The sequence below is a fragment of the Paenibacillus sp. genome (assembly GCF_031177825.1).
Lineage (GTDB): Bacteria > Bacillota > Bacilli > Paenibacillales > YIM-B00363 > Paenibacillus_AE.
Genome location: NZ_JAPSKE010000004.1, coordinates 23,945 through 50,477, shown reverse-complemented (window position 1 = coordinate 50,477; position 26,533 = coordinate 23,945). Strand labels below are relative to the sequence as shown.

Annotated in this window: 15 protein-coding genes; 14 read left to right on the top strand and 1 reads right to left on the bottom strand. The window is 57.0% G+C overall.

The annotated features are described in order from the left end of the window. Window positions 1-36 precede the first annotated feature (36 nt). From RIN49_RS06050 to RIN49_RS06035, 4 genes are all read left to right on the top strand, one after another. Entirely contained in the window at window positions 37-4,959 is a 4,923-nt protein-coding gene (locus RIN49_RS06050) for a right-handed parallel beta-helix repeat-containing protein (RefSeq protein WP_309119266.1), read from the top strand. Between the two features lie 241 nt (window positions 4,960-5,200). Then, on the top strand, window positions 5,201-7,438 hold the full coding sequence (locus RIN49_RS06045) for a heparinase II/III domain-containing protein (protein ID WP_309119265.1): 2,238 nt from the start codon (window positions 5,201-5,203) through the stop codon (window positions 7,436-7,438). A 38-nt stretch (window positions 7,439-7,476) separates the two neighbouring features. Beyond that, window positions 7,477-8,661, top strand: coding sequence for a glycoside hydrolase family 88 protein (locus tag RIN49_RS06040; protein ID WP_309119264.1), 1,185 nt, complete (start codon window positions 7,477-7,479; stop codon window positions 8,659-8,661). A 426-nt stretch (window positions 8,662-9,087) separates the two neighbouring features. After that, window positions 9,088-10,065, top strand: coding sequence for an alpha/beta hydrolase (locus RIN49_RS06035; protein WP_309119263.1), 978 nt, complete (start codon window positions 9,088-9,090; stop codon window positions 10,063-10,065). 610 nt (window positions 10,066-10,675) lie between these two features. On the opposite strand, the gene RIN49_RS06030 is transcribed toward RIN49_RS06035, so the two are convergent. Further along, window positions 10,676-11,524, bottom strand: coding sequence for a helix-turn-helix domain-containing protein (locus RIN49_RS06030; RefSeq protein WP_309119262.1), 849 nt, complete (start codon window positions 11,522-11,524; stop codon window positions 10,676-10,678). A 215-nt stretch (window positions 11,525-11,739) separates the two neighbouring features. Between RIN49_RS06030 and RIN49_RS06025 the strand changes: the two genes are divergently transcribed. From RIN49_RS06025 to RIN49_RS05980, 10 genes are all read left to right on the top strand, one after another. After that, window positions 11,740-12,720 (top strand): zinc-dependent alcohol dehydrogenase, encoded by a 981-nt coding sequence (locus tag RIN49_RS06025; protein WP_309119261.1) that lies wholly within the window; start codon window positions 11,740-11,742, stop codon window positions 12,718-12,720. Beyond that, window positions 12,710-13,705, top strand: coding sequence for a hypothetical protein (locus RIN49_RS06020; RefSeq protein ID WP_309119260.1), 996 nt, complete (start codon window positions 12,710-12,712; stop codon window positions 13,703-13,705). The genes RIN49_RS06025 and RIN49_RS06020 overlap by 11 nt, the downstream gene beginning before the upstream one ends. After that, window positions 13,687-14,733 carry an SGNH/GDSL hydrolase family protein gene (locus RIN49_RS06015; RefSeq protein ID WP_309119259.1) on the top strand — a complete coding sequence of 349 codons (1,047 nt, stop codon included), beginning with the start codon at window positions 13,687-13,689 and terminating at the stop codon, window positions 14,731-14,733. The genes RIN49_RS06020 and RIN49_RS06015 overlap by 19 nt, the downstream gene beginning before the upstream one ends. Window positions 14,734-14,762: 29 nt before the next feature. Continuing rightward, window positions 14,763-16,451, top strand: a complete 1,689-nt coding sequence (locus tag RIN49_RS06010) for a right-handed parallel beta-helix repeat-containing protein (RefSeq protein ID WP_309119258.1) — start codon at window positions 14,763-14,765, stop codon at window positions 16,449-16,451. A gap of 61 nt (window positions 16,452-16,512) precedes the next feature. After that, on the top strand, window positions 16,513-19,524 hold the full coding sequence (locus tag RIN49_RS06005; protein WP_309119257.1) for an extracellular solute-binding protein: 3,012 nt from the start codon (window positions 16,513-16,515) through the stop codon (window positions 19,522-19,524). 30 nt (window positions 19,525-19,554) lie between these two features. After that, window positions 19,555-20,469: a carbohydrate ABC transporter permease gene (locus RIN49_RS06000; protein ID WP_309119256.1), complete on the top strand. Its 915-nt coding sequence runs from the start codon at window positions 19,555-19,557 to the stop codon at window positions 20,467-20,469. Between the two features lie 4 nt (window positions 20,470-20,473). Continuing rightward, window positions 20,474-21,313, top strand: coding sequence for a carbohydrate ABC transporter permease (locus tag RIN49_RS05995; protein WP_309119255.1), 840 nt, complete (start codon window positions 20,474-20,476; stop codon window positions 21,311-21,313). Between the two features lie 15 nt (window positions 21,314-21,328). Continuing rightward, a complete protein-coding gene (locus RIN49_RS05990) occupies window positions 21,329-23,431 on the top strand; it encodes a YIP1 family protein (protein WP_309119254.1) in 2,103 nt (700 codons plus the stop codon). Then, window positions 23,421-25,688, top strand: coding sequence for a DUF5696 domain-containing protein (locus RIN49_RS05985; RefSeq protein WP_309119253.1), 2,268 nt, complete (start codon window positions 23,421-23,423; stop codon window positions 25,686-25,688). Before RIN49_RS05990 ends, RIN49_RS05985 begins: the two co-directional genes overlap by 11 nt. Beyond that, window positions 25,685-26,530, top strand: coding sequence for a carbohydrate ABC transporter permease (locus tag RIN49_RS05980; RefSeq protein ID WP_309119252.1), 846 nt, complete (start codon window positions 25,685-25,687; stop codon window positions 26,528-26,530). The genes RIN49_RS05985 and RIN49_RS05980 overlap by 4 nt, the downstream gene beginning before the upstream one ends. Window positions 26,531-26,533: the final 3 nt, after the last annotated feature.

Genomic DNA, 26,533 nt, shown 5'->3' with positions numbered 1-26,533 from the left:
GACGGCTTTATAACTTGATTTGAAAGGGGTTACATAATGCGGAAAAGGAAAAGTTCATTGGCTCTGTTGCTCGCGCTCTCCCTCTTCGGAGGCGCGGCGGTTCCCGGCGCCGGAGCGGCGACGGCTTCGACGGGCGAGGGTTCGGCGCCCGAGCCGGTAACGTACCGGGCGTCCGCAGGATTCTCTGGCACGCAGGGCGGGAACGGCTGGCATTACTGGAAGCACCGAGGCGGCGCCCTGTCCGATCTGGTGTTCGTCGAGACGCCGACCGGCAATCCGATCGTCCCGCGGTGGAAGGACGCGACGACGAACACGCCGTGGATCTCGGCGACGGCGATGCACCCGGGCGCGTCCGACGACGTCGTGCGCGCGTGGACGGCGCCGGGCAGCGGAACGATCGCAATCGGCGGCGCCGTTCGCAAGGGCGACAACCTCGGCGACGGCGTACTCGTCTCCGTGCGGAAGAACGACGCGCCGCTGTGGAGCGCGCATCTGACGACGACGGAGCCCACGACGCCGACGGGTGTCGACACGGTGGGGGTCGCGCCTGGCGACGTTATTGCCTTCGTCGTGCAGAAGAACGTTACGCTCAACAACGATCATACGAATTGGGATCCCGTTATTACGTATACGCCTTCCGGCGGACCCGGCGAGGAGCCTGGCGAGGAGGAGCCTGTCGTCATTCCGGTCGCCGCCGCGGTGAATACGCAGGGCGGGGCGCAAGCGGACGTCAATCAGGAGTCGCTCGTCGCGGGCGGGACGGAATTCGCGATCAAGCACTTCTTGAAGAACGGCGCAACCGATAAGCCGACGCATCGGGAGGCGTACCTGAAGGCGGACTTCGGTTCGCTGTCCGGCGCTGCCGAAAACATCGGAACCGTCACGCTTGCCGTCTATTTGCCGGTCTCGCTGGGCAAGGACGTTCCGATTACGGTTCGCGGCCTCGAGGACGCCGCGTGGGAAGAGACGGAGATCACTTATAATAACGCGCCTGCGGAAGCGGGTGTCGTCCTGGATACGGCCGTCGTGCGCGAAGCCGGCTGGTACCGATTCGACGTCTCGTCTTACGTTCAAGACCGAGTCGAAGCCGGAGCGCCGACCGCGTCGTTCCGCATGACGGACGACAGCGCGGCCGATACGCTGGTGCGCTTCCGCTCCGACGATGCGCTCGAGCCGGAGCTCCGCCCCTACTTCCTCGCGGAAGTCGCCGACGGTGGCTCCACGGGCTCGTTGCCGCGCGGCACCGTATCGAATCTGCCGGATAGCTTCTATGCGCGTCCGGGATTGGAGACGATGCCGCGCATCGATTACGCGTCCATGTACGTCGCCGACGTGACGAAGTTCGGGGCGGCGGGCGACGGCGAGACGAACGACCGCGAGGCGTTCGATCGGGCGATCGCCGCGCTCGAAGAAGTCGGGGGCGGCATCGTCTATATGCCTGCGGGACGTTATTATTTCGCAGCGCCGCCGGCGCCGGACGCGACGCCGGCGGACCGCCGATTCTGGGATCGGACCGGCGAGCGGGCGCTGGAAAACGTCCACTTCGTCGGGGACGGCGAAGCGACCACGATCGTGTTCCGGAATCCGGGCCTCGCGGCGCTCCCGGAAGGGCGTCTCTATCACACCTCGAACGGCGTTTACAACGGCCGTCCGTACGGTTGGCGGATCGACGGAAAGAACGTGTCGTTCCGCAGCTTCGGCACGTCCTGGTCGCCTCGGATGGATATGCGTTCGATCAACGGACCGTATAATTTCGGGGTAAGCGGAGAGAACCTGCAAGCGATCGACCTCCATATCGACCAGGGCGCGATCGGCATCGTCTTCTGGCAGGGCACAAGGAACGTCTGGGCCGTCGATAACGAGGTGCGGAACACGGGCGCGGACGGCATTCACTTCGCCAACGTCGTGAATGCGACAGCGGCTTATAATTATACGGAAAATATCAATGACGACGCGATCGGCTTCGTCTCCGACGCGCCGGGCGCGAACGGTTGGCCCGTCTCGGAAAACAACTTCGCGCTGCATAACACGATCGTTCGCACGACGTGGGGCCGGGGCGTCAGCGCCGGCGGCATCGGGCACCGCATCGAAGGGAACTGGATCGAGAACTCGCTGCTCGCGGGCGTCTTCACGAACTCATTGGGGCAATCCGGCGAAACCGGCGTGCCGGTGGAGCGCATCTCGATCAAGGACAATACGATCGTTCGCTCCGATCAGAACAATCGAGCGGACAACAACTTCAATCAGAGCCACTTGTACCGCGGGGCCGTCGCGATGAACAACCTCGCGGACGAGGTGACGATCGAGGGGAATCGCATCTACGGCAACCCGGGCAACGGGATCTTGTTCAGCGCATGGGGGTCCGCGCTGCGGGCGACCGATCTGGCCGTAAGGGGCAACGACATCGCCGACTCCGCGGGGAGCGCGATCCGAATCAACGGCAACGCTACGATTCAAGGGCTGGAGATCGCGAACAATCGTTTATTGGGGAACGCGAACAGCGTGCTCTTCGGCGGGACGTTGTCGGGCGAAGCGTATGCCGGCAACCTGGTGTCGCAGCCGACGGTTCCCGCCAAGGAAGGCTTCGAGGTCACGGCGGAAGCGCCGTCCTTCGTCGACGTATACGACGCGATGGAGAACGCGCTGGAAGAGACCGGCTGGGCGACGGCGCCGAGCGTAGCCGTGCCAGAGACGATCGTCGACGTCAAGGCGTTCGGGGCGAAGGGCGACGGCACCGGCAACGATCTGCAAGCGTTCTACGACGCGCTGGAGGCGATCCCGTCGTCCGGCGGCGTGCTGTACGTGCCGGCCGGCACGTACAATTTGGAGCCGATCGCGGAACGCTCGTCGTTCCCGTTCACAGCGATTCGGCACCATCTGTTGATTGCCGGTCGCGCCGATGTCGAACTCCGGGGCGACGGGGAAAGCTCCGTCTTGCGCTTCCGGTCCGAGGATCATCAGGGGATTCGGATCGTGGATTCGGACAACGTGAAGGTATCCGGTCTCCGCTTGGAGCTGGCCGATCCGCCGACGCAACGCCATAATCGGGCGCTGCTAGACGTCTCGGCCAGCGCGGGGATCGAGGTCGAGCGCGTTCGCTTGATCGACTCGGGCGGTCCGGGCTTGCTCGTGGACGCATCGACGGGCGTCGCCGTGCGGGACAGCCGCGTAGACAATGCCGGCACGGCCGGTATCGAGATTGTCGGCAGCCGGCAGGTGTTCGTGGAAGGGTCGACGATCGCGGGCTCCCGGGACAGCGGCATTCACGTGAACAAGCTCGGCACGATCGCGCGCGAGCCGCAATACGTTCGCTTGCAGGGCAACCGCATCGAGGGCTCCCGCGATCATGCGGGCATCTCGATCGCGAGCGGCCAGCATATCGACATCGCGAACAACCATATTTCGGATACGCATATGGCCGGCGTCTTGCTTTACTACACCAGCGAAGCGTTTTATCACGAGAAGGTTCGGGTCGTCGGCAATACGTTGACGAATACGAACAGCGGTCCGCTTACGTATCATCACGGAGCGATCACGGTGCTGCAGAGCGCCAAGGGCGATCTGGAGGTGTCCGGCAATACGATTCAGGGGACGCCGTACTCGGGCTTCGCGGTGGACCGCAGTACGCTGACGAAGCTGCAGCTAGGAAGAAATCGATATGAGGACGTAGGCGGAGAAGCAGTGCTCTTGTGCCCGCCGAACGCGCAAAATCAAGCTTGTTCGATCGCTTCGTTCGTCGATCTCGATCGGCTCGTGAACGTGAACGCGGCGACGCCGAAGCTCGTCGAGCCGAACGATTGGGAGCGGTGGGCGCTCGAAGTGGAGATCGAGAACATTAGCGGCGGCGCGGTCGAAGGCGAGGTCGTCGTGACGGACCCGTTCGTCTCGGCGCCGGCTCCCTTCGCGGCGGCTGCCGGCGAAACCGTGCGGGCGACAGTCGAGGTGCCGAAGGAAGCCTTGTCCCCGACGCACGCCGTGCCGCTGCGCATCGAGGCGAGGCTCGCCGACGGCTCGACGGTTCCCGCTCAGGCGGTCGCGAACTTCTTGGCCGCGGCGAAGACGCCGGCGCCGCCGGTCCTCGACGGCAGCCTCGAGGAGTGGAGCGGCGCGATGACGTTCCGACTCGAGCAGGAGAGTCAGTATAAGAAGGTGAGCGGAGGTTCGACGCCGTGGGGCGGCGTCGACGATCTGAGCGCGACCGGCGCCGTCCTGTGGGACGACGACCACCTCTATCTCGCCGCGACTGTTCGCGACGACGTCCATCGCCAAGGGCAGACGGACGGCGCGGCTTGGATGGGCGACGGCATTCAATTCATGATCGACCCGGCGCGGAGGGACGGCCCCGGCAGTGCGGGCTACAGCGAATTGTTGTTCGCGCTCGCCGATACGGGCGAGATTGTGAAATGGCGTTGGGCGTCGGTATCCGGACGTCCGGTCGGGGCGCTGGCGAACAGCGAGGCGGCGATCGTACGGGAGGGCGATACGACGACATACGAGCTTCGCATCCCGTGGTCGGAGCTGCTCCCGGCGGGCGAAGCGGCGCCGGATTCGTTGATCGGCTTCTCGTTTTTGGTCAACGACGACGACGGCGCCGGACGACACGGCTGGCTGGAGTACATGAGCGGAATCGGCAGCGGGAAAAATCCCGCGTTGTTCGGGGACCTGACGCTCGCGTCGGAGCCGATGGCGAGCCTCGAGCGCCTGAGGACGAAGCTGGAGGCGTACGCGGACGCGGGCGAGCTGGATCGGCCGCTGCTCGCGGCGCTGCGAAATCGAACGGATTCGGCGGAGGGTCACTTCGGGAAGGGACGCTACGATCAAGCCGCCAAGCATCTGGAAGATTTCATGAAACACTTGGAGCGGCCGTCCCAGGGCGTCTCGCTCACCCCTCGGGCGGAGACGGACTTGAGGCGAACGGCGGAGACGCTGATCGCGCGGTGGCGGAGCCTGAACGACTAAAGAAGCGACGCCCCGCGCCGGCAACGGCGGGGGGCGTCGCCTTTTTCCCCGGTAGATTCGGCGGATATTCAAGATGTGCAAGTTGCTCAAGAACTGTTAGCTCGGGCCGGGAACGCCGTTGCCGCACGGGGCCGCAACCGTTGTTACCGCCTCAAAACTTGATAGTTGCCGGGACGCCCGCGCTCCGTTAGATTGGGGCTGTGAACGATGGCTACGGCGGAGAGTAAGGGGGATGAGGACGATGTTCTACGATACATCGGCGTTGGCCGAGATCCATGGCAAGCTCGAATCGCTTCCGGCGGTTCGGGAAGGGTGGGAACGCTTCGTCGCGCAGGTGCGGGCGATCGACGAGGATGCGATCGCGACGTACGAGCGCACATTGGAGACGCTGCGCGAACGAGCGAGGGAGCTCGGCGGGAATAAGCGATTTACGCTGGGGAATTTCGTGAGGGAGCTCTCGAGAGAGGCGCATCGCCTTGCTTTTTATTTCAGAATGACGTCGGAGCCTCGGGCAGCGGACGGCGCGCGGCGATTGCTTCTCTCGATCTGCGGGGAGGACGCTTGGCTCTACCAAGTCGGCGGCGGCCGGAATTCGGATTTATGGACGGCGGATATCGGCGTGAACGCCTCGCTCGCCTTCGACGCGATCCGTTCCGTCTTGTCCGGGGAGGAGCGGGAGTCGATCTCCGGGTGTTTGCGGGAGAAGGCGTTCGCGCCGCTATACGACGATTGGCTGCATCCGACCAAACGCATCCACGCGCTGGATACGATGGGACATAACTGGTGGAGCGTGTGCGCGGCGGGAGCGGGCGTCGTCCTGATGGCGCTCGAAGAGGAGCGGCCTGAGAACGACGCCTACTTGCACGCCGTCGTCGAGGGGCTGAAGGAATGGTTCGCCTACCCGGGCAACGTGCTTCAAAACAAGAAGGGCAACTTCGGCGCCGGCGGCGATTATATCGAGACGATGAGTTATCTCGATTATGCGCTAAGCAATGTCGTCGTCTTCGAGTCGTTCTATCGTCGGCGGACCGGAGACGACGGACTGCTGCGAAGTGTGCCGGCGCTCGAGGGCGTGCCCGACGCGTATATCGCTACCGTATACCGTTCGGAGAACGGCATGAAGACGCTGGGCTTCGGGGACGTCGGCGATCGGGAAGGAAACACATTCGTCTGGCTGCGGCTGGGCGAGCTGCTGCGGCGCGGCGAGATGATCACGTTCTACCACGCCTTCAAGCCGGCTCCGGACGGTCCGCTCGAGCTGCTGTATTACCCGCCGGCGCTGGCGCCGCAGCCGTTCCCTGCAGGGGACCGGACGACGGTGCTGGAACATTCCGGATACGCCGTGCTGCGGTCTGAACGGGAGGGCCGCGAGACGGTGTTCGCGATCAAGACGGGGGAGAGCTGGAATCATAACCATCTCGACGTCGGCACGTTCCTGCTGATCAGCGGCGGCAAGGAGTTCGTCGCGGACTCCGGGTATTGCGTCTATTCGAAGCCGCTATACAACAGCTACTACCGGCAGTCCCGAGCGCATAACGTCGTCCTGCTGGACGGCGAGGGACAGCCGCCGGAGATGATCGAGTACGGCACAAAGTTCGAAGGGAATATCCCCGTCGCGCTGGAGGCGCCGGGATATCGGTACGTACTGGCGGATTGCACCGGGCCTTACATGCATCTCTACCATCGCTTCTATCGGCATGTCATCTTAACGGACCGATTTCTCGTTATGGTAGACGATCTGCACGCGAATCGGGACGGTGCGTTCGAGTGGCTGCTGCATTACGACGGAACGACGTCGCGCGACGGCGATACGTTCCGCATCGCGAGCGGCGGAGAGACGCTCGAGCTCCGATCGCTGTATCCCGATCGGAAGACATACGCGACGGAGCAGGGCTACCTCAGCTCCTTCCATCGGAGCAGCGGCAAGGAGGACGAATTCCCCGAAGCGGAGTATTTGTCCGTTCGCGCGAGCGCCGCGGATCGGCGGATCAAGTTTATGAATGTATTCGTGCTTCCGGGCGAGGACGGCGCACGCTTCGACGTCGAGAAATTCGGCGACGAGCGGGTGCATGCCTTCCGCGTCCGGGAGCCGGAGGGGAGCGTAACCTCCTTCTATTGCAATACGCTGGCGGACGGCCGCGTCATGCACGAGAATTCGCATGTCGCCTTCGAGCGAATCGAGACGGACGCGTTCCTCGCGAGCGTCGCCGTCGACGGGGAGGGCCGCTTGCAGCGGGTGAGCCTGCACAACGGCAGCTACGTCAAGGTGGACGGGGTATGTCTGTTCAGCACGCTGCTGAAGTGCGACGCGACGCTGGACTACCGGGACGGACTTGAAGTGCGGACGTTCGCGAACGCAGCCGCATGGTGTTATGTCCGCTACGACGGCGAAGCGACGGCGGACGGCGTGCGGTACGACCCGAACGTAGGAATGTATAAGAAGCGGGTCGAGGAGGGCGCCCGTCAGTTCCGGCTGTAAGTTTTATCTGCAATATGGAAAAGGAGGCGCGCGACACAATGGTTGAGCGGGTAGAAAAGGCGCTTCGGGACGCCGTCGCGAAGACGAAGCGGAATATACTCCGACACGGAGACCGGTTCCCGTATATTACGGAGGAGAAGCGCTACGACTGGCGCGACGCCAACAATGAATGGATCGAGGGCTTCTATGCCGGCTTGGCGTGGCTCGGTCACGAGTTCGAAGGGGACGCGGCGCTCGGCGACGCGGCCCGACGCTTGACCGCGCGGCTCGTCAACCGCATGGAGGCGCGACAGGCGATGGGGCACCACGATATCGGGTTTCTGTATTCGCTGTCGACGAAGGCGGAATGGATCGTCGACGGCGCGGAAGCGGCGCGCGACCGCACCGTGCAGGCTGCGGACGCGCTGATGGAGCGTTGGCGTCCGGCAGGACGGTATCTGCAGGCTTGGGGCGAGGAGGGGCATGCGGAGCACGGCGGTCGCATCATTATCGATTGCCTGATGAATTTGCCGTTGCTCTTCTGGGCCTCGGAGACGACGGGGAAGCCGGCGTACCGGGAGGCGGCCGAAGTGCAGGCGGCCCGCTCGCTGAAGTATCTGATGCGCGGCGACGGCTCCTCGTATCATACGTTCCGCTTCGAGCCGGCTACGGGCGAGCCGGTCCGCGGCGAGACGCATCAGGGCTATCGCGACGGGTCGACGTGGGCGCGCGGGCAAGCCTGGGCGGTCTACGGCTTCGCGCTCGTCTATCGGTACACGGGCGAGCGGCGGTACCTGGATGCGGCCGTGCGGGCGGCGACGTATTTCCTCTCGCGGCTGCCGGAGGACGGGGGCGCGCATTGGGACTTCGACGTCCCGAAGGACGGACCGGACAACCGCGACAGCTCCGCCTCGGCGATCGCGCTCTGCGGGCTTCTCGAAATCGGGCTTCTGCTCGAGGAAGGCGCCCCGGAGCGGGACGCGCTTCGCCAAGCGAGCGAGCGGATGCTTCGCGCGCTGATCGAATCGTATTCGACGCTGGACGACCCCGATGCCGAGGGGCTGCTGCGGCACGGCGCCTATAACGTTGGCCGGCAAAGGCCCCGACGATTATATGATCTGGGGCGACTATTATTATGTCGAGGCATTGATGCGCGTCGCGAAGGGTGTCAACGGATACTGGTACGAGCGGTAAGCGGGAAGCGCAGAACGACGAACCGCGAACGACCCATGGTTGCTGCTTGAGGCTGTCCCGAAGTAGTTACATCTACTTCGGGACGGCCTCTTTCTTTTACGGCATGCACGCGCAACAACGACGACTTCCGGTACTCTATAGATTTGGAGGAAAGGTGGAAGATTGATGAAATGGGTTAACGAAACCGGCAAATTACCGGGCGGATCGCCGAGGTCGTGGGGAACCCGCGAGATAAGATACGGCAATTCTAAGGCCAGCTGCATCACACCCCCGCTAGTAGACCCCAAAACAGGATCCGTCCAATAATGGTGTTCAGCGGTTGGTGGAGATGCTGAAGGCGAACAAGGAAAACATCTATTTGTCGGTACCTCACTTACCTTTTTAAACATTTAACGCGAATAATCTGAACTATATTCTGTTAAAGGTGTTAAACTCAGAGGTGAAGTCGTTCGTTCAGTTCACGGGGGAAAGTGAATATGATTTCTATCACGAAACTTTTAACCTATAATGAATCCGAGCTGCATTGGAAGAAGTATCAAAAATTTTTTCCTGAAGAACTGCGATTAAATGTGAATTGTTTGCCGACTGAAGAATGGTGGGATTGGAACGAATATCGTGTTCATCTCGATCGGATGACTGTTCCAGATTCAAAAATGAAAGTTATTTTAATTCACGGTGCGGGTGGAAACGGTAGACTACTGGCTCCCTATGCACGAATGTTGCAAATAAATGGGTATGATGTTTTATCCCCTGACCTTCCTCCTTATGGTCTAACTTATACGGATTCATTGAAATCATTAGATTACCAGCATTGGATTGAATTACTTACAAATTTGATCGAGCAGGAAATGAAGCGCGACGGTAAACCGATTGTTTTATTAGGAGCAAGTATCGGTGGCATGCTCGCTTACCATGCTGCGTCCATGAGCACACATGTTAAAGGATTGGTAGTCACGACATTTGTAGATACAAGTAATTCAAAAGTTCGGGATCGAGTTGCCCCAAATAAGTTCGTTAGTCGACTAGGTAAATTCTCAATGGACGTTTTCCCCTTTATATTGGATCCATTTCGAATTTCTGTGTCGAAGGTATCTAGGATGGAGTTAATTACGAACAACATTGAATTGACCGAACTGATCATAAGGGATCCGCTTGCGGCAGGCACAAAGGTCCCGTTTCGATTGCTTAGAACTTTTATGAATATGAAACCATTGATTCAACCTGAACGTTTCGACATTTGCCCAGTATTACTTGTCCATCCTGAAGTAGATCCAATGACGCCTTTTGCATTAAGTGAACCTTTTTATAACAGATTAAAAAGCAAGAAAGACTGCGTAATCCTAGAAGGAGCTGGCCATTTTCCGATAGAACAACCGGGTTTGGACCAGATGAAAACTGCTGTTCTTTCTTTTTTAAGCGAGATTGAAAATGAAACTATGGGATGGTTACGGTAACGGAGACGATAGCTTCATAAAGCACTAGGGCAGCCGGCCAACGAGTCGTTGCATTCAATGCGGAAGATCAGACGGGGACGTTCTGGGAGAACTGGTACGACCTCTATCGCACGTCTTGCTTAGAGAGAGACGTATCGAGGAAATCTATAATCGGTTGATGGCCTAGAAAAGACAATACGAAACTACGGTCTGTCTTACGATGGCGTCTTGGTGTCGCTTCTCAAAGTAATCCGAGCCTAAGTCTTTGTAATCTTCCTGTCGGGTCGGCAAATAGTAAGCGATCATCATGATGGAGTGTGCAACGGCAACGGCTGTTCGGCGCTTTCCTTTGCGGGTTTTGGAGGACTCGCGCTGAGGCGGTGGATCCAATCCACCGCTTTTTCGTATTGCTGCGCGATTACTGAACTATCGGGGATGTTCGTTCGATGATCGGCCGAACACAAGACATAAAAACAGAACCGGCGGCCATTATGAAGGCAGCAGGTTCTAAGGAAATTATGAATTGCGAATGTACGTTCCAATTTCAACAAAAGAGTCAAGTTCTTGTTGTCCGAAATCTTGCGAGAAACATAAACTCGTAAACGCGAATTTCTAAGGGTGAAGCCTCGTCTCAATCGATTGCTCCGGTTTTTCGAAACCGCTTGCGCCACTCGGCGGGACTCTGACCATACTCCTGCTTGAACGTTCTCGAGAAGTAATGGACGCTCTTAAAGCCGGCTTCTTCCACGATAGAACTGATCGGCAGATCGGTCACGGATAAATAGCGGATGGCCGCCTTCAGTCGCAGATCGCGCAGGTAGTCGAAGGGGGTCGTGTTCGTTTGCTTTTTGAACATCCGAACGAGATAAGACGGGTTTAGGTGAACGACGTCGGCGAGTCGATGAAGCGTGATATCCTCCCTATAGTGCGCATCCATGTACTCGATCAACAAGTCCGCCATTTCGCTCGGTTTCGGTTTGTTCTGCACCCCGTCTGGCGCCATTCCTTTCCCAGAGTTGTTCAGCACATGCTCGATAAGTTTGTACGTTTTCTGAATTTCCAGCAAACAAACTTCTTCAAGGGTTTGGCATTGATCGGCGACGCCGGTGGACTGGAGGTGGTGGACGAAGTCCAGGGATTGAATGATCGCGGCAGCCAATGTTCCCGTGTAAATGTCTTTACGGGTTTGCATAAAGTTCCATCGGTCGATTTGCTTATCCGTGAACGTGAAATGATCCCACTCGGCGAGCTCAATGAAACGGAATTTCGCTTCCGCGCGCAAGCTTTCGAGCAGATGCGGCGTGGAGACGGACATAATGAACACGGCCGGAGCTTCCGCTTCGCATACGTTGCTCATCCAACGAAACCGAACTTTCCCTGAGGTGATATAAAGAATCTCATAGAGTGCCGGATGCATTCCTCCGCCGGGCGCCTCCGCCGATCGCGAGATCGAGCCCTCCCTGCATAGTCGAATCCTCACTTTACTTACCTCCTCAGCAACCGAAAAGTCTATGATGTGCAAATCAATTGCTTGAACTTCGCGAATCTTCCCGATTGAGTTTTTTCGTAAGGGTAACAGAGTGCAAAGACAGCGCTTTCTTCTCGATGTACACTTAAGTCACCAAGGTCAATATACGTCACAAGATCAATATACTTCAACTCATTCAAAAATAAAATAAAGGAAGTTGATATCCATTGAAAGCTTTACACATTACCGAGCAGAATCGTTACGAAATTATCGACATCCATCTTCCTGAACCGGAAGACGATCAAGTAACGGTACAAATCGAAATCGTCTCCACCTGTCCGCGTTGGGACATTCACATGATGGGCGGCAAGGACATGTTCCACGCGGATCGGCGGCCCGACTATCCTTTGCTTCCCGGCTTTCCGGGACATGAGGCTGCGGGAACGGTCGTCGCGGCGGGAACCAATGTGCGCTCCTTGAAAGTAGGGGATCGGGTCGCCGCGCTCGAGCATATCGGCGGTAACGGGGCGTATGCGCAATATTTGAATTACCGTGAACAAGAACTCATTAAACTGCCGGACGGGATCGAGTGGAAGCAAGCGGTATCGTTCGAGTTGCTGAAATGCGTGTTAATCGGCTTACTGCAGTTCGGCGATATTACCGGAAAATCGATGCTCGTGTCCGGTCTCGGCCCGGCGGGGATGTTGGCGGTGCAGGCGGCTAAGCTGCTCGGCGCGTCGAACGTTACGGCCGTAGAAATTAATCGCGATCGAATCGAGCTCGTCAACCGCTTAGGGATCGGCACTGCGAAGCACCCGGATGAGCTCGGGGAGGAGCGTTTCGATTTAGGATACGATTGCGTCGGCGCTTCGGCTTCCGTGCAGCGGCTGCTCGAGCAGGTCGATTCCCATCTCATGATTTTCGGCGTATTGAAGGGCGAAGTCCGCTACGGCCAGCATCTTTGGTTGAAGGGTACGATTTTAGAATCTTATAAATATCGCCGGTTCGGCGAAGAAGACAAAGCGTTACTCATCGATCTCGTGTTAAACAAGGGGTTAAATACCGAATGCCTTCAGACGCACCATGTACCTTTCTACCGCTACGACGAGGCGATTGAGCTTCTGAAGAGGCAAGAAGCGATTAAAGTGTACGCTTACCCCAAGACGGATTTCGTCGATTCCCTTACGGAGGATGAACATGCGAGCTGATGCGGTCGTATTTACCGGCGTTAGGCAGGTCCGCTTTATGGAAGTCGAGGTTCCGGATCCGGGGCCGGAGGATGTAGTCGTCGATTTAGTCTATTCATGGATCAGCAACGGGACGGAATCCTCCTTCCTGTATGGAGAGCGAGTTACCGGGGAACAAGCGCCGAGGCCGGGGGATGCATTGCCGTTCCCTCAGGTGGCCGGATATCAGAAGGTCGGGATCGTGCGAGGCGTCGGCGAATCCGTTCCAGACATCGAGCCCGGAGACTGGGTTTTCGCCTCCATCAGTAAGGTCAACGGAATGAAATTCGATTCGGGCGGGCATATCAACCCTTCCGTTACGCACAGAAGCCAGGTTTGGAAGCTTCCCGAAGGGGTCGAACCGCTGGCGTACAGCGGGGCGGTGCTAACGCAGGTCGGGTACAACTGCGGGTTCCGCCCGGACGTCACCCCCGGCGACCAGGCCATCGTCATCGGCGACGGCATGGTGGGGCAATGGGCCGCCCAATCGCTCTCGTACCGAGGGGCGGAAGTTACGGTGCTAGGCCGGCACGATGCTCGGCTGTCATTGCTTCCCTCGCCGATCCGTTCCTTCAATACGCGGAAAGAGCCGTTGTCTCGCTGGCTCGGCGGTCGGAGGGATATCGCGGTCGTCGTCGACACGGTCGGGGACATGGACGCGTTCCTCGAAATCCAACCGGCCATGACATGGAACAGCCATCTCGTATCAGCCGGATTCCTAGGGACCGAAGGAACGATCGATATTCAACGACTGCGCGCACAGGAGATGACGCTTCACTGCCCGTCCGGGTGGACGAAACAACGTATGGACGAGACGATTGCCGGCATTCATGAGGGATGGCTTCAAACCCTTCCCCTGATTACTCATAAGTTTTCAGCCGCCGAGGCGGAGAATGCCTGGATGCTAATTATGGAAAAGTCGGAGCCGTTCCTCGGGGTGGTCCTCGAATGGCGGAGCAAGCCATAACGGCAAGAGGGGAGGGACATAACGAATTCATGATGAGCAAGCAGAAGACCGAGTCGTTCGTGTTCGTTAAGGAAGAACCCCTGCCGCTTCGATATCGGCCGATCGCCGGCCAGGCGCTGGAGGTGAGGAAAAGTCCGCTCTCTTCGGACGCTGAGCACGTTCGGTTTGAGGAAGGGAAAGACTTCATCGTCGACTACGATCAAGGAACGATTCGCCGAACGGAGGGAAGCCGGATTCCGGACGGTTCGCAGCACCCGATGTACGGCGTGTCTCCGTTCGACCATACGCAATATCCGGATTATAGCAACCGCAATTACACCGTATATGCGGATTATTGGACCGACGAACCGCGAACGGACGATCGGTTTACCGCGTCGGACGTCGAACGGTCCGCGTATTTGAACCGAATCGCCCGCAAGCTTACTTTCGGGGAAGAAGCGTTGTATGTCGTCTATGGGGACAGCATCAGCGCCGGCGGGGAAGCGAGCGAAGAACGGCTGGCGTATTACGGTCGATTCGCGGAAAGCTTGCGGCTCTTGTTTCCGAAAGGGCGAATCAAGATCGTGAACAAGTCCGTCGGCGGAGAAGCCAGCGACGGCGGCGCAAGTCGGATCCTTGACGATGTGGTTCCGCTGCAGCCGGACTTGGTGTCCATCGGTTACGGAATGAACGATCAAAATCAACATCCCCATGGAAACACCATTCCGCTTGAGCTTTTCAGAAGCAATCTTCGGTACATGATCGAGACGATCCGCAAGGAATGCGGAAGCGACATCCTACTGGTCACGCCTTGCGAGCCGAATCCGCACTGGAAACATACGAGCGGCGCAACCCATTTGTATGCGGATACGATGAAGAAACTAGGCGTCGACTATGGAATCGGCGTCGCAGACGCACATGCTTTATGGAAAGAAGAGCTATCCTCAGGGAAAACGCCCGAGAGCTTGCTCCTGAACAATATTAACCATCCGAACGACTACGGTCACTGGATTTACAGCTGCGCGTTCGCCGCCATGTTGAAGCAATGAATTTAAACATAGGAAAGGATGTTGAGCCCATGACCGAAAACCAGAACGCGGAGAAAGATTTGTTCCTTACGAGAAGGAAATTGTTGACGTCGATCGGGATGTTCGGCATCGCCGCCGCCGCCGGCGGGTTGGCCGGAGTCGCTCATGCGGCGGAGGACGGCCAAGGAAGCGCCGCCGAGCACTCGGGGAAGAGACGGGAACAAGCCGAGATGCTGCTACCGCAGACCACCATTGCCGGCTTGCGCGCTTTGAACACGACGCCCTCGCCGAACACCGTCTACTATATTACGGACAAGGGACAGGAAGGCGTGTTCGCGTACGATGAGACGGATGTGACGTCACTAGATAATACGGGCACGATCCTCGTTACGGCGTCTGGGGCCAGATTCATGAGGGTTTACGAAGGCGGGCTCAATATTAAGTGGTTCGGCGCGAAAGGGGACGGGGTAACCGACGACACGGCGGCGATTCAGCAGTGCGTGAATGCGGCGCGAACCGGAACCGTGTATATTCCCGCAGGCGTATTTAGGGTCACATCGACCGTTATCATTCCAGAACTGACGTCGATCCAGGGCACGGGCTATGCCTCCCAATTGTTAGGTTCCGCCTGCGATTGCTTGACGTTCACGGTCTCCAACGGACTGTCGCCGGTCGTGGTAGAGAAGTTCGCCATATTCGGCAGCGAAGCGGCGAATTATACGGCCATTAACGTGCCGGGTACGGCTCAACTGCAACGAACGACGGGCATTACCTTTTCCAACATTTACATAGCTTACTACGGCACCGGCATGAGCTTGCGCGGCGTATGGCATTCCAGAGTCTACGGATGTTACATGAACGATGTCTGGAACGGCATCAAGGTGATCGGACAAAGCGTGAAAAACGTCATCGACAGCTGCCAGATTATTCGGGGCGGCGGTACGATTACGGGAAGCGGCGATTCTATGGCCATCTACGTGGATGCTACGTTCGATTACGAACCCGGCGGTAATACGGAGCACAGGCCGGAAGACCTCGTCATTACGAAAACGCTCACATTCGGCTTCGATATGGGCGTAAACTGGGTTCGATGCCTCTATGGCGTTATTACCGAGTGCGATTTCGACTATTGCAGAAAATACGGGATCAATTATTTGACGACGGAAGGCGGCCTCACGATCAGCAATAACTGGATCGCGCTGACGGAGGGAGCGGCTTTATATGGAATTTACGCGGGCAATTTCGGCGTACCGGGCTCCATCGCTTCCTGCCGAATCGAGCATAACACGATCGGTCATTACGGCGGCACGAATACGCAAGCGATCGGGATCGGCATCGGCTGGAATCAAAACAATACGACGATCGAAGGCAACTTTATCTCCGGCATGAAAGTTTACGATATTCTCGTGGATTTTGTCGAGAATGCTCACATCTCCGGCAATCGACTCGCGTCCGATGTCGGAACGTCGATCCGGGTCGTCAGCAATAAGCAGCCCGTATTCATTAATGGAAACCATGCGAAAGGCTCCATCGAATACGATCCGAATATCGATCAACTTTCGTTCAACGGCCAGTACGTCAAAAATTCCGTTCCGATCAGCGGTACATGGCGGAAAGGCGACACGGTTTACAATACCGAGCCTGTTTTGTTGAACGACAGGTACCTCATCGGATGGTACCGATTGACGGACGGTACCGGGAACGTATTGGGAACGGATTGGATCGAGATGAAGAGCTGACATCGGTTTCTCGACAGGGCAGGGCCGGTTTAGGTAACGGTATAGGAAGGGGGGCGGGACAATGGCGAAAGCGGAGGTCCGTCTTCCGGCGAACGCCGGCGGCGGTTTCATACGGGGAAAATTCGTGGTCACTACAGCGGCCGTCTTAGCCGTCATTGGAGCAGCCTTCCTTATATTAAATCAGCCCTCCCCCCGCGGGGATCAATTCGCAGGTCCGGAGCGTACGGATGCGCTGAGCGAACCGGCGCTGAAGCTGGATTACGTTCTCGATCCGGAAGTGAAGTACGGCACCGTATTAGCTACATATGCGGAGCATGGATATGTCGATTACGCGGGGGAGGACATCCGCGTCGACGCGGCGGCTTATACGGATTCCTCAGGCAATATCGAAGTTCGCGAAGTGGAAGGAAAGCCAGCCGTCGTCACCGACGGGGACGGCGGCTGGGTCGAGTGGACGTTCGACGTTCCCGAATCCGCCATGTACAACATCGACATCGAATATTTCCCGATGGAAGGGAAGAAGTCGAGCGTCGAACGGCGGTTTCTAATCGACGGCGAAGCGCCGTTCGAAGAAGCGTCCCGCATCGCGTTCCATCGGTATTGGCGGGAAGACGACGAGCAGCGGTTCGATGAGGAAGGCAATCAGGTTCGATCCGCGCAGCAGGAAATCTTCCGATGGCGTATCAAACCGGTCGAAGAACCCGAGAAATTTTACCATGAGCCGTACCGGTTTTACTTGGAAAGAGGGAAGCATACGTTTCGTCTCGTCGATCTTCGGGAACCGATGGCCGTCGGCTCCGTCATCGTAAGGAAGCCGCTAATCCTGCCTTCCTATGAAGAGGAAGCTTCCGAATACGAAGCTCAGGGCTATAAGCCCGCGCAGTCGGATCTTCTGAAGTTCCAATCGGAGACGCCGCTCGAGGTATCCGAACTGTCGGTGCGGCCTTCTTGGAACGACGATCCGAACACCGAGCCGAAAGCGGTTTCCCGAACGAGGTTTAACATGTTCAGCGGCAAATGGACCCGAGGCGGTCAAACGGCGACTTGGGCATTCGAAGCTCCCGAGGACGGGTTATACGAAATCGCTTTCCGGTACACGACCCCGACCTTCCATCAAGTTTCGCATCGAGCGATCCAAATCGACGGCGAAATTCCTTTCCGGGAGATGCAGGAATATGCCTTCCCCTTTATTCGAGGGTGGCACCTGGAGCCGCTGAAAAATGCGGACGACGAACCGTATTTATTTTATCTTGAGAAAGGAAAACATGAAATCTCGATGACCGGCGCAATGGGGCCCGTACGCGACCTTATCTATCAGATCGAAATCATGTTGGATGATCTTACCAACTTGAGTACGGACGTCGTGAAAATTACGGCTTCCTCGCGGGACCAGAACGGCAAGCTGTCGACCGACCGCAATCAGGATTGGAATTTGGAACTGTACATTCCGAATCTGGCTGAGCGGTTGGAGACCGGCGCACAGGTGTTTCAGGACAGTTACGATCATGTCAAGGCGGTGAACGGCGGTAAAGTTCCTTCTTACGGCCAGACGCTGCAAACGGCGGCATCCTTGTTCAAGAGCATGGCGCGGGATCCGCAGGGAATTCCGTATAAGTTGAACGAACTCGCCACCGTACAGGGAGCGCTAGGCACGATGCTGCAAAGCATGAAGGAGCAGCCGCTTTATTTCGATTATATGACCGTCGCGAAGCCCGGAACGACATATCCGTTGGAAGGATCCAGGATGACGGAGCATATGGCCGCCACGTACGAGAAATTCGTGGAATCGTTCAGGAGACCGAAAAGTACCGACCGCGCTACCGTGAAAGAAGACGAAAAAGTGCTGAGAGTATGGGTGTCGCGCGGGCGCGAGTGGACGGATATGATCAAGACGTTGGTTACGGAGGAGTTTACGCCGAAGACAGGCATCAAGGTAGATATCAATACGATCCCGATGGGGTCGGAGCATTTGCTCCTGCTCGCGTATACCGGCGGGAAAGCCCCGGACGTCGCGTTGGGCGTCTCCCCGAGCATCCCGGTAGAATTTTCGGTGCGAGGCGCGCTGGCGGATTTGAACGCGTTCGCGGACATCGAAGACGTTCGCTCCCGATTCGTGGAGGAAGCGTTGGTGCCGCTAGAGTTCGAGGGAGGGCTGTACGCGATCCCGGAGACGTTGGATTTTACCTTGCTGTTCTACCGGGAAGACATCCTGAACCGCATCGGCGCGGAGCCGCCTCAGACATGGAAGGATGTGTACGCGCTGCTTCCGCTGCTGCAGGAAGAAGGCATGCAATTTTATTACCCGGCCGGCTCCGGCGGGTATACGCCGTTCTTATTCCAGCACGGCGGAGATTTCTATAACGAGGAGCGAACCGAGTCCGCACTCGATACCCCTGAAGCGCTGGGCGCTTTCAAAGAATGGGTCAATCTGTTTATTAACTATAAAATCCCGCTTCAGGCCGATTTTTATCAACGCTTCCGGACGGGCGAGATGCCGATCGGCATCGGCAACTACGATTTCTTCGTAAAGCTCTCTACGGGAGCACCCGAGCTTAATGGCAGGTGGAAGATGATCCCGCTGCCCGGTACCGAACGCGAAGACGGCACGATCGACCGCAGCGCGTCCGGAGCAGGAGCGCAGAGCACTCTACTCGGCACGACCGCTCAGACGGCCGTCATGATGAGCTCCACTCCGTACAAAGAAGAGGCGTGGGAGTTCATGAAGTGGTGGATGTCGGAGGACATTCAAGTTCGGTTCGGCATGGAAGTGGAGAGTCTAGTCGGCGTCGGCTCCCGCTGGAACAGCGCCAATGTATCCGCGATGGAAGGCATGGCTTGGAGCGAGGATCAGCTCGCTGCCATTCGGGAGCAATGGAGTTGGCTTCGCGAGCAGCCGGTCATTCTAGGCGGGTACTATACGCAGCGTCATCTGACGAATGCGTGGAACGAAGCGGTGCTGCTCGGCGAGAACGAACGCATTGCGCTAGAGGATGCGGCCAAGGAAATCGATAAAGAGCTGGAGCGCAAGCGGGAAGAATACGAGACGATGATCGACGACAAGACCGACAGGTGAACGTACACGAGGCGAGAGGGGGGAGCAGTCTTGAACGTCGAGCCGGTGAAGGATTTGCTTCGCGACATCTGGAAGTGGAGATCGTCTTATCTCATGCTGGCTCCCTTCTTTCTCCTGTTCGCACTATTCATCATCGTGCCTACGGCCGCATCGGGCGTATTGAGCTTCACGTATTATAACATCCTTCAACCCCCGGTTTGGACGGGATGGTCCAATTTCAGAACGCTGTTCGTAGACGACGAGATTTTTATCAAAGCGCTGATGAACACGCTCTACTTCGCGCTGGTGACCGGACCGATCGGATACATCTTGGCTTTCCTGTTCGCCTGGTTGATCCATCAAATTCCGAAAAGAATCCGCCCGTATTATACGACGATCTTTTATGTTCCTTCGCTCACGAGCGGCGTCGCGATGGCCGTCGTATGGCTCGTCGTATTCGCGAACGACAGCTACGGGTATTTAAACAGTATTCTCATGCAAGCCGGCTTCGTCAGCGAACCGATCCAATGGCTTCAAAACATCGAATACATCATGCCCGTCATTATCGTCATCTCGCTGTGGATGAGTTTGGGCACCGGGTTTCTCGCTTTTCTCGCAGGCTTCGAAACGGTGAACTCAGAGCTGTACGACGCCGGAAAAGTAGACGGAATCCGCTCTCGTTTCCAAGAGCTTTGGTATATTACGATTCCTGCAATGAAACCCCAGATGCTGTTCGGCGCCGTGCTCGCCGTCGTCGGATCGTTCCGGGTCGGCGAAATCAGTAAGGCGATCGCCGGTTTTCCCAGTCCGTTGTACGCGGGACACACCATCGTGCTGCACCTTCAAGACTACGCGATGATCCGGTATGAAATGGGTTATGCCGCAGCCGTATCGGTCGTGCTCTTCTTCTTCATTTTCGGTCTCGGAAGATTATGCTTTGCGGTGTTTTCTTCGAGAGGAGAATAAACCATTGAAACGTATAGACGCCGGTCAACTGTTCATTATCCTGTATCTGACGCTGCTGGGCTTGTTCATGATGCTGCCGTTGATCTTCCTGGTCAGCACCGCATTCAAGCCCCAAGAGGAGTTGTTTCTGTACCCTCCTCGCTTTTTTGTTCAGTCCCCGACGCTTGATAATTTTAGAGATTTGTTGTTTGCGATGAGCGGCGATCGCATTCCGCTCGTGCGCTATGTGTTTAACAGCGTGATCGTCAGCGGCGTTACGGTCGCATTCACCGTATTGCTCGGGTCTCTTGCTTGCTTCCCGCTCGCAAAGCATAAGTTCCCTGGGCGGAACCTGTTTTTCAGCCTGATCGTCATATCGCTGATGTTCGCGCCGGAAGTGGTGGAAATCCCGCGATACCTCGTCATCGTCAACTTAGGTCTCATGGATACGTATCACGCGCTTATTTTGCCGCAGTTGGCCTTTCCGATCGGCCTGTTTCTCATGAAGCAATTTTTGGAGCAGGTGCCGGACGAAATCTTCGAAGCGGCCAAGGTGGACGGTGCGGGGGAATGGAGGCAATTGCTCCAAATCGCGCTGCCGTTAATTCGCCCGGCGTGGGCGACGGTCGTCATCCTCTCCTTTACCGCGGTATGGAACGATGCCGGGTCCTCCGCATTATTTACGCAGTCCGAACAAATGAAGACGCTGCCTTATTATTTATCGACCGTGAACGGGCAAGGGGTGGCGCGCGGCGGCGCGAACGCCGCCGCGACGTTCCTGATGACGGTGCCGACCGTGTTCATCTTCGTGTTGTTTCAACGGCAAGTGTTATCCACAATGGCGCATTCGGGTATTAAATCGTAGAGGGGGCGTAACGTCTTGAGCCGTTTCGTACAATGTGCCGTTACGTCCCTCCTGGCGATCGTGTTTATAGTCTCTATGGTTCCGGGACAGGGGAAGGCGGATACGCCATACCCGAATTACTATATCAGTCCCGATCATTTTCAATTGAAAATTCCGGCGCCATACGTTCCCGACGGGTACATCTCCCTCGACAACGACGAAGCGGGCGCGTTCAATAAACCGCAGGATTTGTTCATCGATCGCCAGGATCACCTGTATATCGCCGATACGGAGAATAAAAGGGTCGTCAAAACGGATGCCGACGGGAACGTGCTGCTCGTCATCGGAGCGGGCGGGGAAGCGGGCGGCCCCGGTGCGCTTGCCGCGCCGCGCGGCGTGTTCGTAGATGAGGAAGACGGCAGCATATACGTTGCGGACAGCTTGAGCGAACGAATCGTGCAATACGACGCCGAAGGCGGCTTCCTGCGCGAAGTCGGCAAACCGTCTTCGCCGCTCCTTCGCGACCCATTCAAATATCAACCGGTGAAAGTCATCGTCGATTCGCGCAAATATTTTTATGTCGTAAACAGCGGCGACCATAAGGGACTGCTGATGCTGGACCGGGAAGGGCAGTTTCGGGGGTATTTCGGGGGCAACCGAGTGGAGGCGACTTGGTTCGACGCGCTGATCCGGTTTTTGTACGATCAGGAGCAGCGCGCGGGCGCTTATATCAATTTGCCGTACTCCTTCAATAATGTCGCGCTGGCGCCGGATGGGTATCTATATGCCAGTACTACGGGGGCAAGCGCAAAACAGATCCGAAAGTTCAATATGGCCGGAGGCGACATATACCCGGGAGGGAGACGCGATTTTACCGACCCGTCTTTACATGGGGAGGATCGAACGCAAAACTTCGTCGACGTCGCGATCGACCGGAAGGGGAACATGACGATCCTCGACCAGACGTTCGGCCGCATGTATCAATACGACGTCGGCGGACGCGCCTTGTTCGCCTTCGGCAGCAACGGTCAGGGCGTCGGTAACAAGTTGTCGGGGGTCGCCGTCGAAGCGGACGCCGAAGGCAATTTGTACGTACTCGACGAGATGTTGAACGCAGTTTTGAAATTTCGCAAGACAGCGTTCAGCGCCACCGTTCATGAGGCCAACGCGCTGTACGGCGAAGGAAAATACGAGGAGTCGTTCGAGCCCTGGCAGCAGGTACGGGATAACAATAATTTCTACGAGCTCGCCCTGCAGGCGATGGGACAAATCGAAATGCGCCAGGACGACTACGCGGAAGCGATGGCTTCCTTCCGCGAAGCTTACGACAAAGACGGATTCTCGGAAGCCTATTACGAATTTCGCAGACAGTACGTGAAGGAGCATTTCGACATCATCGCATCCTGCACACTGATTGCGTTCGCGCTCCTCTATCTTTTCTTTACCTTCCGCAACAAGATCGGGGGACGCCTGCCGGAACGGATCGAACGGTACTGGTTCCTAAACCCTGGGATCCGACTGTTGAGGTTCTTGAAGTACGCATACCGCGTGATGCTGCATCCGTTCTTGGGATACGAAGAGCTCCGCTACGAAAACAAAGGGAAATGGAGCCACGCGTTCCTTCTTATCGCTCTGTATGCGGTTGCGACGTCTTCGAAATATTGGCTCACCGGCTTCGTCTACCGGCCTGTGCCCCTGCAATTCGTACAATGGGAATTTGTCGTTCTTCAGCCCATACTGCTCTGGATCATATGGAGCGTCGTCAACTACGGCATCGCTACCATTACGGAAGGAGAGGGTCGTTGGAGAGATGTGTTTATCGCTACCGCATACAACTTTACGCCATTCATCTTTTTCTCGATCCCGTTGTACGCATTAACTCATTTGTTAACATGGCAGGAACAACAGTTCGTTCAATTGTTCGAGACGATCCTTGTGCTCTGGTCGGCGTTCCTGTTTTTCGTCAGCGTCAGGGAAACGCACAGCTACGAAACGGGCAAAGCGATCGGGATTCTGGGGCTTACGACCGTCAGCTGCGTCGTGTTCGTCCTGCTCTATATGCTGGTCTTCGGATTGGGAATGAACGTCATCGACTTCGGGCGGGCGATTGCAAGGGAGGCGTTCTACGTTGGCAATTAACTTCCTGAACCGCAGACGGCTTGCACGATCCGTCAAGCTGCTATTGTTCGGCGCCGCCGCGCTGTGGCTTGCGTGGTGGATCATTCCCGATTCCGGAATGCAAACCGAGTTTTCCTCCGATCCGTTCCAACCCGCGGCGCAGCCTGAAGGAGGCGAGCTTCCGATGGCGGAAGGATTTCAAACGTATGCGTCGGACGGGCGATTCGAATTGCTAGCGGATGCAGCCAATCAACAGTTCGCGATTAAAGATGCTGCCTCGGGCCTCACTTGGGCGAGCAGCCCCGATCCGACCGGAGTCGCAGACATACGTCCGCTGGTTGCGCGGAATATCCGTTCGCCGTTCGAGATCGTATACACGGCCGATTTCAGTAAAACGCAGCAAACCGGCGTCAACAATGACGAGACGACGTGGAAAGCTTACAAAATCGAAAACGGAATTCAGTTCCATTACGAACTGAAGGAGTTGAATATCGCATTTATCGCCGAATTCGTGCTCGAGGACGGAGGTTTCTACGTTCGAATTCCCGATGAGGGCATTCGAGAGAGCGACGAAGGAAGCGCGCTCGTATCGATTAAGGTGCTGCCGATGTTCGGCGCTGCGTTGCAAGGGGAGGAAGGGTATATGGTCGTCCCGGACGGCAGCGGAGCGCTTGTCTACTTCGATCGGTTACACAATCAGGCCGCGAGTTCGGAATATTTCAAGTGGATTTACGGCGCGGATCCGACGTTCGATCCGATGGACGGTCCTCCCCTGGGCGAATCGGTCGCCGTTCCGGCATTCGGCATCGTGAAGTCCGGCGGCGGGGTCGTTCAGACGATTCAGAGAGGGGCGGCCGATGCCAAGGTGATCGTCAGTCCGCCGGGCATCCGAAACAATCCGTTCTTCCGAGGCGGCTTCGAATTCGCCTTCCGTAAACAGTACGTTACCTCGTACGGCGAATCTACGGAAAGCGCTGCGATCGAACGCATCGAACGCAGTCTGATTCGTTCGGAACGGGTCGTTCGATTCGACTTCGCCTCAGGCGAACGAACCGCTTACGCGGACTTGGCAACGCTTGCCGGGGATGCACTGCTCGGAACGACAAAAACCGTAGGTGAAGCGCCGCCTCCGATGATTCAAATTTTCCTCGGCGTCGAGAGCAGGGGAGACTCCTATTCCAAGCGGATGGAGACGATGACCACGTTCTCGGAAGCGCAGAGGATGATGGAGGAGCTAAAGAGGGGCGGGGTAGAAAGCTTCTCGGCGGAATTGAAGGGTTGGCAAAATCAAGGGTACTACGGAAGTCTTCCCCGACGTTTTCCCATAGAGGAGGCGTTCGGCGGCGAGCGCGGCTTGACGGAGCTGATCGAATGGATGGATCGAAATGGAATTGCGGCGTCGTTAGAGGACAACTATTCGGATGTATATCGCAGGGAGCGTGACGGGGTCCGGCTTCGAACGGATGCGGTCCGCAGACCGGACGGCCGCGTGTTCGTCCATTATCCGGATTCGGCCGCCGGCTCGTATCGCCGGAGTTCGGAGTGGTACAAAGTAAGTCCCTATTCGGCGGAACAGGACTACCTCCCGCAAAGTCTCGAGAAGCTTGATTCGGTCGACGTTCGATCGATTAATATGCGCTACGTAGGTGAGGCGCTGATGAGCGACTACAACGACGCGCATCCGCTTCGCCGCTGGGAGACGCAAGCGTACTATGAAAGATGGCTCGGCTCGGCGAAAGAGAAACTCGGTTCCGTCGGCGTGTATTACGGCAACGTTTACGCTGTTAAGCATGCCGATCGCGTCCTTGATATTCCGCTCAGATCCTCGCCGAATTATTTGCTCGACGAGCATATCCCGTTTTTGCAAATGGTGTATCACGGGAGAGTACCCTATTTCTCTTCCGCGCTGAACCGAAGCGACGACGCGCGCCTAGAGCTGTTGAAGGCGATCGAGTACGGAGCGATCCCTGCATTCGAATTGACGTACCGTACAACGACCGACCTGCGTTACACGAATTACGATTTTTTATTCAGCGCGCAGTACGAAACCTGGATGCCGGAAGTATCAGAAGCTTATGCCGCTTGGGCGCAGGCGCTGAAGCCTGTTGCGACGGAACGAATGACGGGGCATGAACGAATCGCCGAAGGCATATTTAAGACGACTTATGCGGACGGCACGCACGTTTGGGTCAACTACAACGAGCAGGCTGCGACCGTGGAAGGCGTTACGGTAGAGCCGCTCGGCTACGCGGTCCGCGAAGGCGGTGAGATCGAATGAACCGACGTAGGGGATACAGCTTAGAGCGGAAAAAGGTTATTGAAGGGTACATGTTCGTTTCCGTGTGGATCGTCGGCTTCCTGCTGTTCATGCTGTATCCGCTGTATGCAAGCATTAAAATCAGCTTTACGGATGCCGATGTGAGCAATCTGTTGAACGGGACCTGGAATCGATTCGAGCACTATAAGACGGCAGTATCCGACGTGATTTTCTTCCAAAGCTTTAGCGATCAGATCGTCCGCTCGCTCATCGATGCGCCGCTCATCTCCGTGTTTTCGTTGATTGCGGCCGTGCTGTTGAACGGAAATATCGCCGGGAAGCGATATTGGAGAACCGTGTACTTCACGCCGATCATCATCAGCGGATTGATGATCACGATCTTGAACGACAGCGGAGCAAGCGAGTTCTCGCTTCTCGACCGGTTCGGCGGCGCATCGTTTCTGATCGCCGAGTTGATCGGGGAAGGGACGTTTTCCAGAATGGGAGAACTGTTGTGGAAAAGTTGCATAGAAATTTTGATTTTTCTAGCGGGACTCCAGTCCGTGAGCCGGTCGCTCTACGAAGCCGCTCAGATCGACGGAGCGACCCCCTGGGAGTGTTTCTGGAAAATTACGCTGCCATCGATGGCGCCGATCGTCATCTTGACGATTGTATACGCATTGATCGACTCCTTCACGGATCCGGGAAATTCGATGCTCGCGCTCATTAACGATTGGAGCCTGGCGAAGATTGAATTCGGAGTCGCCTCCGCCGTCGGCTGGATCTATTTCTTGTCGGTGCTGATCATGGTTCTGATTCTATTCGTGATTGGAAGGAGGTTCATAAGCGGTGATAAAACCTGAGGC

Coding starts and splice junctions, on each gene's coding strand:
- RIN49_RS06035 (WP_309119263.1), top strand. CDS start 9,088: ATGATTTCTATCACGAAACTTTTAACCTATAATGAATCCGAGCTGCAT.
- RIN49_RS06045 (WP_309119265.1), top strand. CDS start 5,201: ATGTTCTACGATACATCGGCGTTGGCCGAGATCCATGGCAAGCTCGAA.
- RIN49_RS06015 (WP_309119259.1), top strand. CDS start 13,687: ATGGCGGAGCAAGCCATAACGGCAAGAGGGGAGGGACATAACGAATTC.
- RIN49_RS06005 (WP_309119257.1), top strand. CDS start 16,513: ATGGCGAAAGCGGAGGTCCGTCTTCCGGCGAACGCCGGCGGCGGTTTC.
- RIN49_RS06040 (WP_309119264.1), top strand. CDS start 7,477: ATGGTTGAGCGGGTAGAAAAGGCGCTTCGGGACGCCGTCGCGAAGACG.
- RIN49_RS06020 (WP_309119260.1), top strand. CDS start 12,710: ATGCGAGCTGATGCGGTCGTATTTACCGGCGTTAGGCAGGTCCGCTTT.
- RIN49_RS05980 (WP_309119252.1), top strand. CDS start 25,685: ATGAACCGACGTAGGGGATACAGCTTAGAGCGGAAAAAGGTTATTGAA.
- RIN49_RS06050 (WP_309119266.1), top strand. CDS start 37: ATGCGGAAAAGGAAAAGTTCATTGGCTCTGTTGCTCGCGCTCTCCCTC.
- RIN49_RS06010 (WP_309119258.1), top strand. CDS start 14,763: ATGACCGAAAACCAGAACGCGGAGAAAGATTTGTTCCTTACGAGAAGG.